At 40.5% G+C, this 12,311-nt stretch carries 11 protein-coding genes; 8 read left to right on the top strand and 3 right to left on the bottom strand.

What is annotated here, in order from left to right; translation table 11 throughout:
- Positions 1 to 301: 301 nt before the first annotated feature.
- The 4 genes from BMY70_RS21720 (at position 302) to BMY70_RS21700 (ending at position 5,580) form a co-directional block, all read left to right on the top strand.
- The gene (locus tag BMY70_RS21720) at positions 302 to 1,696 is read left to right on the top strand and encodes a purple acid phosphatase family protein (protein WP_090338808.1); all 1,395 of its coding nucleotides are present in this window, start codon (positions 302 to 304) and stop codon (positions 1,694 to 1,696) included.
- A gap of 15 nt (positions 1,697 to 1,711) precedes the next feature.
- Positions 1,712 to 2,065, top strand: coding sequence for a hypothetical protein (locus tag BMY70_RS21715; RefSeq protein ID WP_090338408.1), 354 nt, complete (start codon positions 1,712 to 1,714; stop codon positions 2,063 to 2,065).
- A 652-nt stretch (positions 2,066 to 2,717) separates the two neighbouring features.
- Positions 2,718 to 3,317, top strand: a complete 600-nt coding sequence (locus tag BMY70_RS21705) for a DUF6436 domain-containing protein (RefSeq protein ID WP_218148664.1) — start codon at positions 2,718 to 2,720, stop codon at positions 3,315 to 3,317.
- A gap of 13 nt (positions 3,318 to 3,330) precedes the next feature.
- Positions 3,331 to 5,580, top strand: a complete 2,250-nt coding sequence (locus BMY70_RS21700) for a response regulator (RefSeq protein WP_090338406.1) — start codon at positions 3,331 to 3,333, stop codon at positions 5,578 to 5,580.
- Between the two features lie 242 nt (positions 5,581 to 5,822).
- Here the strand turns inward: BMY70_RS21700 and BMY70_RS21695 are convergent, their stop codons facing one another.
- Complete coding sequence (locus BMY70_RS21695) at positions 5,823 to 6,359, bottom strand: carboxymuconolactone decarboxylase family protein (RefSeq protein ID WP_090338804.1); 537 nt, start codon at positions 6,357 to 6,359, stop codon at positions 5,823 to 5,825.
- A gap of 233 nt (positions 6,360 to 6,592) precedes the next feature.
- Between BMY70_RS21695 and BMY70_RS21690 the strand changes: the two genes are divergently transcribed.
- Positions 6,593 to 7,444 (top strand): helix-turn-helix domain-containing protein, encoded by an 852-nt coding sequence (locus BMY70_RS21690; RefSeq protein WP_090338405.1) that lies wholly within the window; start codon positions 6,593 to 6,595, stop codon positions 7,442 to 7,444.
- A 266-nt stretch (positions 7,445 to 7,710) separates the two neighbouring features.
- Here BMY70_RS21690 and BMY70_RS21685 read toward each other — a convergent pair whose 3' ends face one another.
- Both BMY70_RS21685 and BMY70_RS21680 read right to left on the bottom strand, forming a co-directional pair.
- Complete coding sequence (locus BMY70_RS21685) at positions 7,711 to 8,589, bottom strand: DUF808 domain-containing protein (protein WP_090338404.1); 879 nt, start codon at positions 8,587 to 8,589, stop codon at positions 7,711 to 7,713.
- A 349-nt stretch (positions 8,590 to 8,938) separates the two neighbouring features.
- The gene (locus tag BMY70_RS21680; RefSeq protein ID WP_090338403.1) at positions 8,939 to 9,154 is read right to left on the bottom strand and encodes a hypothetical protein; all 216 of its coding nucleotides are present in this window, start codon (positions 9,152 to 9,154) and stop codon (positions 8,939 to 8,941) included.
- A gap of 815 nt (positions 9,155 to 9,969) precedes the next feature.
- Between BMY70_RS21680 and BMY70_RS21670 the strand changes: the two genes are divergently transcribed.
- The 3 genes from BMY70_RS21670 to BMY70_RS21660 are packed head-to-tail and all read left to right on the top strand — an operon-like array spanning position 9,970 to position 12,311.
- Complete coding sequence (locus BMY70_RS21670; RefSeq protein WP_090338401.1) at positions 9,970 to 10,767, top strand: glycosyltransferase family 2 protein; 798 nt, start codon at positions 9,970 to 9,972, stop codon at positions 10,765 to 10,767.
- Positions 10,751 to 11,611: a glycosyltransferase family 2 protein gene (locus BMY70_RS21665; RefSeq protein ID WP_090338802.1), complete on the top strand. Its 861-nt coding sequence runs from the start codon at positions 10,751 to 10,753 to the stop codon at positions 11,609 to 11,611. Before BMY70_RS21670 ends, BMY70_RS21665 begins: the two co-directional genes overlap by 17 nt.
- Positions 11,604 to 12,311 (top strand): glycosyltransferase family 2 protein, encoded by a 708-nt coding sequence (locus BMY70_RS21660; protein ID WP_090338400.1) that lies wholly within the window; start codon positions 11,604 to 11,606, stop codon positions 12,309 to 12,311. The genes BMY70_RS21665 and BMY70_RS21660 overlap by 8 nt, the downstream gene beginning before the upstream one ends.

The following is a 12,311-nucleotide window of genomic DNA, read 5'->3' as shown; positions in this document are numbered from 1 at the left end:
CATATTGAATTGTCCTGTTTCAAAGCAGCCTTACAAGGTGCCGCACCTTTCTTGACCTCCAAACTGCGCCGGATACCGAAAATTTATCATGAGAAAACTTTGTAAACTACAAGCCAGTGAGGACGTGATCGACTTAAAAAAGTTGGGAAAACAACTTTGGGAATTAAGCAATTTACAGGCTGTAATGCCTGAGATAAAGAATTAAAAGTGGATTTTCGGAATTCACATTTTGTTAATCTGTTTTTTGGAAAAACTTATTTTGAATCGCCTATTATTGCGCATTAAAATGATACTTTTCAAAATGAACCTCTATTTTAAGCCCTTCCTTTTCGTTTTTATAGCAATAAGTTTATCACCTTCGGTAGTTAATGGACAAGTCAGCAAATCATATCCTGCGTCTTTATTTCCCGACCGTGTAATCCTGGGGTTCAAGGGCAATCCTGCTTTTTCGCAAGCTGTAAACTGGCGTACCGATTCAACCGTACTGGAAGCTGTTGCAGCGATCCATGAAGCAGATCCGTCTCCTGATTTTCAGAAAAATGCAAAACTTATCAAAGCCAAAACCCAGCAAGTCGAGATCGATGGCAGGCTGGTGAATTATCATGAAGTTGATTTTACAGATCTTAAACCGGCCACACAATATGTGTGTCGTGTAGGAAATGGGACACAGTGGAGCGAATGGTATCATTTCAAGACAGCTTCTGAGAAAAATGATCCGGTATCGTTTCTTTATTTTGGAGATGCCCAAAATGATGTCCGCTCGCTTTGGTCACGAGCCATTCGCGGTGCATTCACTACGCTTCCGAAAGCTGATCTTATCATTCATGCAGGAGATTTGATCAATCGTGCCAATATAGATTACGAGTGGGGCGAATGGTTTGAGGCGGGAGGCTGGATCAATGGGATGATTCCAAGTTTATCATCGCCGGGCAACCATGAATATTATAAGGACGCAAACCAAAACGGAGTACTTTCTAAACACTGGCGGCCGCAGTTTGCCTTACCGGAAAATGGTCCGGAAGGTCTGGACGAAACCGCTTACTTTGTGGATTATCAGGGCGTAAGATTTATCTCACTGAATTCTCAGGAAGCAATAAACAGTGCAGATGTGATGGAAAAACAAGCGAAGTGGTTTGAGGAAAACATTAAAGATAATCCAAACCGGTGGACCGTCGTGTTTCATCATCATCCGATCTATTCTACGGCAAATGGGCGTGACAATGCGAAATGGAGAGAAAAAATGGAGCCTCTTTATAAAAAGTATCACGTTGATATTGTTTTGCAGGGCCATGACCATACGTATGCCCGAGGGATCAATATTCCTCTTGGACAGGTCAGAAAAAAACCTGATGGCCCGATTTACGTCGTGTCGGTAAGCGGCCCTAAAATGTATGAGCTCGGACTGGAAAACTGGATGGACAGGGCTGCTTCCAACACTCAGCTTTATCAGGTTTTGGATGTAAACCACAACAAACTATCTTTTAAGGCTTACACCGTGAATGGCGACACCTATGATGCTTTCGATCTTGTGAAAGATCAGAAAGGACAAAATACTTTGGTGGAACTTTCAGGTTCGCTAAAAATGCAGGAGCGTCTGAATCTGCCTGAGGATCTGCAGAAGCGTTTTAAAGAAGCAGACCTGAAAGAATACAATGAACGGTTTTTAAAGTATAAGCAGAGAAAATCAAATAAGTAGTCGTCAACATATCAAATGAAAAGATTTAAAGTTTACAAACATCCGAATGGCAGGTCAATCCAAGTGATTATTCAGGGGGATCTATCGGAGGATTTTACAAAGGTATACGTCGATATCGACGTGCTTATCAAGGATTCGCATGATGAAGATTTTCATAAGGTCATCGGAGAAAGTCATCCGAAATATTGGAAACTGAAACGATTGGAGCCGCACCAGGTGAAGGATATGCAAATTAAATACAGTGGTATATCAGCCAAGCAAATCCGGTTGGCGGTTAAAGAGTTTGAGCAATATTATTATGCTCATCCGCTTACGCTGGCAAGTGCAACGATGCCAAATCAGGTTGCTCGTGCAGGCTGTGTACACTAGGTAGAAAAAAGATGCAATGGTTTACGCCAAAATCTAAATTTCGTACATTTTAGAAGTGATAAGTAATTTCGTTCTGTGAGGGAGCCGGCCTTCCTGCAAAAAAACGGGGAGATACGCTTTCTGTAAGATACAACGCCACTGTAGTATCCGCCTGATCAGAACAACTTTTATTTGGATAATGCAGCCAAAACTTTTCATCACCAGTACTCATTAAAAATCTCATCCCTTTCTTAAAGTCGGTTGAACAGGAAATTATTTTCTTTTCAACCGGCTTATTGTTCATATTTTCTTCGGTTTTTAGACGTAACGTTTATGATTGACAACCGTCCAGTTGTTAAAGTGTATTTGGTCTGCCCATGCGAATCTTATTTATTTTAAAGTATTTAATGTGAATTAGTATTGAATTCATTGGAATAGATTTGTCTTAATGATATTTGGCAAAGGCGATTTTCTTCCTGTTTCATGATAACCCGATGCCTGAAGAAGATAGCGTTTTTGAATATTTTTCAAACGGATGTCTTAGTGATCGTTTGCTTTCTGACCGACATGTGTCACCATGGGTGCATCAGATACTTGTGATTTTCAGATTTTTGGGTAATTTTACATGCCCTCGAATTAATTGTATAAATACTATAAGATCTTCTGAAATAAGATGTTGAAAAAAGGCTTTGTGGTTGGGTGGCTGACACTGCTGTCTGGCATTGTTGCAGCTGTCTTCTGGTATAATGATTGGAAGTACCAATTGCCAACGCCTGTTCCTGCAAATTATAGGCCTGTGGCCAATGGAACCAGGATTGATTTCAAATCGAAGATTCCCGGACAATCAGATAAACCGCTGTTTTTACACTTTTATAATCCTCATTGTCCTTGTTCTAGGTTCAACAAAAATCACTTCAAGACCCTTGTGAATAGTTATGGAAAAGATGTCCAATTCGTAGTAGTTGTACTATCTGATGAAACCCACACAGTCGATTATATACAGGATAAAATAGGTCTGAAAATTCCTGTTATTTTTGATCAGACAGTTGCCGAACAGTGCGGTGTTTATGCTACGCCCCAGGCCGCCATCATAGGTCGGGATCAAAGGCTTTATTACAGAGGTAACTATAACGCCAGCCGATATTGTACTGAGGAGAAAACTGCATATGCCAGAATTGCAATCGAAGGTCTTTTAAAAAGTCAGTCTCTGCCGGCGGCGAACGTTCTGGCGATGAAATCTTACGGGTGCACCATTCCCCTTTGTAAAAATTAATCAGGGTATTTTTATGGAACACACTAAAATCTTATCAACCGGTTCGGTGAGTGATTTTCGATCAGTAAATAAGCAGCGGTCGGATCATGCGATGAATTATTTTTTAGGAAGCTATTTCGTCATTGGTCTGATCTTGGCCTTCTTTTATGACACCTGGTCCGTTGCTTTTGGCGTTGGGGGAATTCTGTTGATGGCGTATTATTCAGTAAAAAAAGCTTTGCCGGATTCAGACCTTTACCAGTACGTGCTGAGTGCGGTATTAGGTGTCTATATGGCGCAGTTTATCTTTCAAATGCATGGGATGTTTGAGATGCATTTTTTTGCGTTTATCGGAAGCGCGGTACTTATTACCTATCAGAACTGGAAGCTGCAGATTCCTATGTTGATGGTTGTTTTGATTCATCATGCGGTCTTCGGTTATTTACAAAATGCCGGGATGACCGAGATTTATTTTACCCGGCTGGAATATTTTGACATGCTGACTTTTGTCATCCATATGCTGCTTGCCCTCGCGATTTTTTTCATATGCGGCTTATGGTCATATCTACTCAATAAATATTATGAACTTCAAATTGCTCAGCATTTGAAAGTCGCTGAACTTCAAAAAGAAGCGCAGGTTTTGAGGGTTCAGAAACAAAAAGAAGAAATGCAGCGCAAGGCTAATAAGAGGCTTCGGGCATCTAACGCGAAGCTTGTCAAAGCTCGTTCAGAGGCAGAAAAGGCTAATCAGGCCAAAAGTATTTTTTTGGCTACCATGAGCCACGAAATACGTACACCCATGAATGGAGTGATCGGTATGGCAGCGTTATTGCAGGAAACCCAGCTTGATGAAGAGCAACGAATGTTTACTGACACAATTGCCAATTGCGGCGATACGCTGATTAATGTGATCAACGATATTCTTGACTTTTCAAAGATCGAGTCCGGAAATCTGGAGCTCGAGAAAAATGACTTTGATCTTCGTCAAAATATCGAGGATGTGCTTGATATTTTTGGAAGCAAGGCGGCTAAAATCGGTCTGGATCTCGTGTATCAGATTGAGCGGGACGTCCCGCTTCAAATTGTCGGCGATCCGTTACGCCTGAGGCAAGTTCTGATAAACCTTGTTGGAAATGCAATTAAGTTTACCCAGCATGGTGAAGTTTGTATTTATGTAAGTCGGGAACAATCAACTGGTCCGGAGAAATTTCAGCTGCGGTTTGATATACGTGATACCGGAATTGGGATTCCAGACGAAAAAATTCAGCATCTTTTCAAAGCGTTTACACAAGTTGATTCATCAACAACCCGAAAATATGGAGGGACAGGATTGGGATTGGCCATATCAGAAAAACTCGTGCAGCTTATGGGCGGGCAAATCAGTGTTATAAGCAAAGTAGAACACGGATCGACTTTTTCATTTACCTTGGAAACAACTCAGGGAGTAAAAACCCTGCAATCGCCGGTCGATCTCGACATGGACGAACATCGTGGTAAAAAAGTACTCGTCGTTGATGATAACAATACGAATCTCGAAATTCTTAAAAGGCAGTTGGAAAACTGGAATTTGCAGCCAATTCTGGTTTCATCAGGGGAAAAGGCAATGGAGGTTTTATTTAGCGGACAGGAGCTTGATCTGGTAATAACTGATATGGAAATGCCTGAAATGGACGGTATTACGCTGGGCAGAAATATCCAGCGTTACGCAGCAGATCTACCGATTATTTTACTAAGTTCAATTGGAGAAGAGATAAGGGATAGTGATCGCCGGCTTTTTGCATCTGTACTTCATAAGCCTACCCGGCAACATGTTCTGGCAAGACACATCATGGATGTGTTACAGAAAAAATTGATGGCAAAAACACAAGCGCCTGTGGTCAACAAGCTATCAGAGGAGTTTTCCCGGAAATATCCCTTCAGCATCCTTGTGGTGGAAGATAATCACATTAATCAGCATGTTATTGTCCGAATTCTCCAAAGGCTGGGCTACCAACCCGATCTTGCCAATGACGGGCAGGAAGCTGTTGAAGCGGCGAATTTCAAGGGTTACGAATTTATTCTGATGGATATGCAAATGCCTGTCATGGACGGTCTTGAAGCCACACGCATGATCCGTAAAACGGTCAGCAACCAGCCGATTATTGTCGCGTTAACCGCAAACGTGATGGAAGGGACACAGGATGAATGCTTTGACGCGGGGATGAACGACTATATTACCAAGCCAATAAAACTGGATGAGCTAACAGAACTGATCATAAAGTGGAGTTTTAAAGACAAATATTGAAAAATCTTTCAACTTGTCTGGTAAAATTTGCAAGTCTAACGGCTGACAACGAAAGTGGATACTGGAATCTTATAGTTGTTTAAATGACTTTTTGAATTCAAGTGCAGGAAGACTGTTTTGGTTTGAATAATTGCTGATCATCATAAAAGAAGTTTTTAGCGGAAATATGATACAAAAAGGATCCTGTTTCGAAAGTATCTTACAAGAGTTTCGTAACAGGATCGGGCAAACTGGTTTGCAATTTAATTCAGGGCGGGTGCTTTGGGGAAATCGATCGGAACCTGAGTAATCGCATAAAGATAGTTTGTGAATACTTTATCTGCGATCACAAGTAAAACATCAACTAAGTTCTCGTCTGTGTAACCAGCAGCGTAAAACGCGCCAATCACGTCTTCATCTACATGTCCTTTGTCTTCAGCAGCGTTTTTTGCAAACTTCGCAAGTGCATCATATTTTGAGTCGAAAGAAGCAGCACCCTTGCGGATCTCTAAGATTTGCTCATCAGTAAAACCGTTCATCTTTCCGATAGCTGTATGAGCACTGTTGCAATAGTCACAAGAATTTACCTGGCTTACTACAAGATTAACAATCTCTTTCTCTTTGGCTCTTAACGAGGTTTTGGCCGTGGATAAGTTTAAATAGCTTGCCAATGCCTGGTCGGACAGCGCCATTGCTGCATATAGATTCGGAACCATACCAATTCCTTTTTTTAGATTATCAAATAAAACCTGGTTAGACGGACTAACTTGTTCTTTTGTAGGAACTTCAAATGTTTTCATCTTCTTTATGAATTTTCGTTTTTCGTTATTGACAATGCAAAGTTGCGCAGACTTGATCCCTGAAGAAATGTATATTTTTCCCTGAGATTTGTCAAAATTTCCCTGTTTAAACACAGTAATTCATGCCACAAAATCCAGAATTAGTACCGCGAAGAAAATCAGGCTCAACAGTATCTTTATGCTATGAAGTTTGTTCAGAAAATAAGAAGGAAATTTAAACCCGGCCGTTTATAATGAAACTGAGACATCTAGATTTTCGAACAGGCGGCGAAATTGTTTTTATTCAAAATGAGCCGTTTTTTTATCAAAGAGGTATAGGAAATGAAAAAGTTTTCACCTTGTGCCTGAATCATGGACCGAGCCAAAAATTAATTATTGATGTTATCGAATATGAGTTTCCAAGTCAAACCATTTTGGCGCTTTTCGCAAACCAGTCATTTTCTTTTGAGAATTCGGCCGATATTATTGTCTGGCAGTATAATCGGGACTTTTACTGTATCATTGATCATGATAAGGAAGTGGGTTGTGCAGGGTTTTTGTTCTTTGGCTCGTTTGGAAATTTGTTTATCAAACTTGACTATCTGCATCAGCAAAAACTCCATACCTTGAAAAACATTTTTATTGAAGAATTCAAAACCTCTGATACAATTCAAACTGATATGCTACAGAGGCTTTTGAAGCGACTGATCATCATCGTAACGCGTCTGGCAAAGGAACAATTTGGTGACCAGCTTCCAGATAATAAATTTGATCTCATAAGACAATACAATATGCTTGTTGAGAAAAAATTTAAAGAGGAGCATGAAGTACAGTTTTATGCAAGCGAGTTAAATAAGTCTCCAAAGACATTGTCAAACCTGTTTGCAAGATTGAATCATAAATCTCCGCTGAAAATAATTCATGACAGACTGATTATAGAGGCCAAAAGGCTGATGTTTTACACAGACAAGTCTTCGAAAGAAGTAGCCTATGAGCTTGGTTTTGAGGATGCAGCGCATTTTAGTCATTTTTTTAAAAAAAATACGGGGCAAAATATCATTGCTTTCAAGAAATGGGAAGGTGAGCCAAAACCTGTCAGCGTTTAAATCTGATCAAGCACATTTACTTTGTGAAAACACATAATTTAACCTTTTTTCCAAATAAGCTGGGGCGGTGGAATCATTCCCTGCGATTACAGAAAATTGTGGAATGAAAGCTTCGTAGGATATAGTCAAAAAATAAGACTGCTTCTCAACGGTCGGTTTGGGATGCAGTCTTATCTTTATTTGACCATTGCGATGCTCTGGCTTCTTATGCCTGGCGGATCTTTATCCAGTCAACTAGCAAATAGCTTGGAGAATTGTTTATACCATTAATGCTTAGCCTTTACAAACAATTTCTTGAAAATGGTGACAAGTATGACAGCGGCAAGCCCGACGACAAGTCCGATCCCAAATTCTTTAACAGTTGCAGGGAGCTCAGGAAAGAGATGATGGAAATATTCGATATTGTGAGCAAAAATTCCACCCGAAACCAGAATTAAAGCTACCGTACCCACAGCACCTAATACCCTGATCATCATTGGTAACGCCTTGACAAGTGTATGTCCCAGCCAGGAAAAGAAACCCTTGTTATCTGATTTTTTAATCAGCCTGAATCCTGCGTCATCCATTCTGACGATCAGTGCGACAATGCCATAAACGCCAACCGTTGCAAGTAAAGCAACAGCAGAAACTGTTAGTATCTGGACTCCTAGATCTTGTCCGGCAACACTGCCCAATGCAATGATTACGATTTCTATGGACAGGATGAAATCCGTCATAACGGCTGTTTTCACTTTTCCCTTTTCATAATCACCCGCTGCTTCCTCACTGAGCGGTTCGTCATCTTTTTTTACCGAATGCTCTTTCGTTTCGTGTGGAAAAAAGTATTCAACTACCTTTTCAACGCCTTCATAAGCAAGGTAAAGTCCTCCCAGGATCAGAACAAACGTAATTGCTGACGGCAGAAAAGCGTTCAACAACAGCGCCAGCGGCACAATAATAAGCTTGTTCAATAATGACCCCTTGGTAATTGACCATAATACCGGAAGCTCCCGTTCTGATAAGAAGCCGGTAGCTTTCTCGGCGTTTACTGCCAGGTCATCACCTAGTATTGCGGCGGTCTTTCGTGTTGCCACTTTCGTTGCCATGGCAACGTCATCCATTAAAAAAGCAATATCATCTAAAATCGCAAAAAATCCTGACGCCATATTTTATTTTCCTTGTAAGAATTGTATATAATTGTCGATTAGCAAGTCTGCCAGAGTTAGCTCTGACTTATGTTCAAATGCGAAGGTAATAAACCGGTAGCATACAACTGTGTTTAATGACTATTAACATTTTCTATAATGAAAAATTATGACAACTGTAGACCACCACAGCGCCTTTTCGTTGGTGGTAATGATTACAGTTACTTAACTTTAATTTCTCGATAGGGTTGTTTTGAATAAGGGGAACCTGTAAAAATGTACCGTTGAAGATTGTTGTTGTATTCATCGAAGCTTGAAATTAAAAAGGAGCTCATCTGCAAGGCGATCTTCTTTTTCAAAACGCAATTTATTATTTTGTAAGATGAGGAATGATTAGCTGTATCTGAATAAATCCAACGCTGTCCAGCGCAGTCTCCTTTTTGAAACTGTCGGCTCCGCCCGCAGGATCGAACTCGTAAATGAAAGCCTCTATATTAACAGGGCTTATACCTGAAATGGAGTCGGAATCCTTTTTTAGTCGCCGGTGTTCCAAGGCTTGGCCAACTTTGGATAAAACTCCGGACATAATCTGCCTCGACACAGCATTTCAGATCTGCGTTTTTCTTAAAAGCTGAGGGGATTTTGAAGGCGAATTTCGCCATTGGCCATAAGTGAGGGCACATTTTTTCATTTTATCGTTATATATCAGATTTTTTGTTCGCGAAATGGTATATTCCTTTCTGTTTCGGATGTCCTGATAGGTTACTGTATCAAGCCAGATCAGATCCCGGGAAGACTCAAAACCTGAGTTCTTACAAGTTCGTTTGCAAAATATTTTTCCAGCTTTTCTAATGCGGTAGCGCTGCATTTAAAAATTCGACAACTGTGACATAGGAAATTAAATGCTGAAATGCTCGCCAGGCTGGTGATTTGAATTTGATATTTTTTAGCACCTGATAAGTAATTAGAAATAAATAAGAAAATAATTAGAATTCGCTTCTCAATAATTCCAGTACTTTTTCGATATTTACGTTATCTATATATTTAGAAATATATTATCCCTAACAATCATATAACATGTTCTCCGCCAAAACTCCACTGTCAGGTTATTTTCCTTGGACCCCACCCATGCTGAGGCAAACGTATACTCACTTATGTAACCGGTTGTTTCGAGTCAAGTCCAGTCATTAATCTTATTTTTCACACATTTCTGAACGCGCAGCTTCCGTTTTAAACCGAACAAGTTTCGTTTGATACCAGTTGTGCTGTATTAACTGCTATTCATATCTCTGAGCCCCTTTTATTATTTCTTTGAAAGGTACAAAGGCGCGGGTTGTTTGGGCAGCGAATGCAGGGATGCGCCTATGTATTTATTTATTAGAAAAACAGTCTGAAAGATTGATGAATTTCATTTCAGCAACGACCCTTGTTATAGCTACTTATAACTGGCCGGAGGCATTACGATGCTGTCTTTTAAGTGTGGCCCGTCAAAAAAAACTGCCTGCAGAAGTTGTAATCGCAGATGACGGCTCTGATGAAAGAACGTACAATTTAATACATCAGTTTCAGGAGAAATTTCCTGTTCCAATCCTTCATGTATGGCATGAGGATCTTGGATTTAGGAAGACAAAGATTCTAAATAAGGCAGTTTTAGGAAGTAGCGGTGAATATATAATTCAAGTAGATGGAGATGTCATATTACATCCGTCGTTTATCGAAGACCATATCGCAGCCGCTGAAACGGGCTCTTTTGTACGTGGGAGCCGTGCGAGGTTGACTGCTGCGAAAACCACGGCCTTGCTGGGCAACGCCGAAACAGATATCGGATTTTATTCCCGGGGAGTTTACAATCGGCTGAACGCAGTTCGACTTCCTGTTTTCCGGTCTTTCGGTCAGCGTAAAGAAATGAAAAGTCGCAATGTACGTGGTAGTAATCTGGCTTTTTGGAAGAGAGACTTTGTCAAAATCAATGGTTACAATAATGCACTGAATGGCTGGGGGCACGAAGATGAGGAATTGGCAGCCCGATTTATTAATAACAACATCGCCAAGAAAATAGTGAAGTTAAGCGCGGTGCAGTTTCACTTGCACCATCAGGAATTATCAAGAGTAAACGAATCACATCACAGCCAAATATTACAGGAGACATTGACCACGAAATCTAAAATCTGCCTTAATGGATATGAAAACCTCTACTAAAAGCTCTCTTATTATTTCAACGTATAACTGGCCGGAAGCACTGCGATTATGTCTGCTAAGTGTTAAGGGACAGTCGGTCTTGCCGGATGAGGTTATCATTGCTGATGATGGTTCGACGGAGCAGACCGTTCAGGTTATTGATACTATGCGTGAAACTTTTCCGGTAAGAATCATACATATCTGGCAAAAAGACGAAGGTTTTCAGCTTTCCAAAATTCGTAATAAGGCAATTGCATCAAGTTCCTGCGATTATATCATTCAAATCGACGGAGATCTGGTTTTACACAAACATTTCATAAAAGACCATCTCGAATTAAGCAAGCGTGGAACATTCGTCGCCGGAAGCAGGGTGTTGATGGATCAGCATCTTTCAGCAAAAATGCTACGTCAGCAAAAAACGTCTGTCCAACTGTTTGAACCTGGGCTGGGTAATTTATGCAATCGATTTAATATCAGTTGGTTAACCCGTTATTTTGCCGATCGTTACAAACCGGATGATATTTTTGCATTGAGAGGGTGCAATATGGCCTTTTGGAAAGAAGATCTTGTGCGTGTCAATGGCTACAATGAATGCTTCCACGGATGGGGCAGGGAAGATAATGAGATTGCGGTGCGCTTGCTTAACTCCGGCCTTCGGAAACGTGCCATCAAATTTGGCGGAATCGTTTTTCATATTCATCACAGCGAAGCGGACCGGGGCGGTTGCCGTGACAATGATGAATACCTGAGATATGCAATGCAGGAAAAATCGGTTTATTGCAGCCAGGGATTAAGCCAGTATTTTAATGTTCTGGATCCTGTGCAAAGATATGAGAACGAACTCAGCCTTGTAGCAAATGGCTAGCGATCAACTGATTTCTATCGTAATCGTTACGCGCAATGCAGAGCATTTTCTGCAGCGTTGCCTGGACAGTATCTTTTCACAAGAATATCCCAGCATCGAAATTATCATAATGGACGGTGCCAGTACGGATGCCACGCTTTCTATTATTGAAAAAAACTCAGACAGAATTGCTTTCTGGAAAAGTGAAAAAGATGATGGAATTTACGATGCAATGAACAAAGCCCTGGATGTCGTCCAGGGCAAATGGATATATTTTCTGGGTGCTGATGATATGTTGACTTCCGACTTTTCATTGTTCGCGAAAAATTTAAAGGATCCGAATTTTATTTACTACGGGAGTGTTCAAAAAGCGGGCGTTAAATATTTGGGCAAACTTGCACCATATCACCAGGCAAAGACCGGCATCAACCATCAGGCAATTATTTATCCGGTTGAAATATTTTCAATTTATCGCTACGACACAACTTATCTAATTTCGGCAGATCATGTTTTTAACATGCGTTTTAATAAACATGAGAAATTCAGGTTTAAGTTTGTAGACTTTGACATTGCAATTTTTAATGATACCGGTATCTCCTCTGTTCAAAAAGATCCGGTATTCGAACAGAGGAAGGGACGGCTGATCTTAAAATATTTTGGGATGAAGATATTTCTCAGGTTTCAATTTAAAGTGCTGAAAGCGAAGTTGTTGAGCGTCTGA

It is taken from the genome of Dyadobacter koreensis (assembly GCF_900108855.1).
Lineage (GTDB): Bacteria > Bacteroidota > Bacteroidia > Cytophagales > Spirosomataceae > Dyadobacter > Dyadobacter koreensis.
This window is presented reverse-complemented; position numbering and strand designations above follow the sequence as displayed.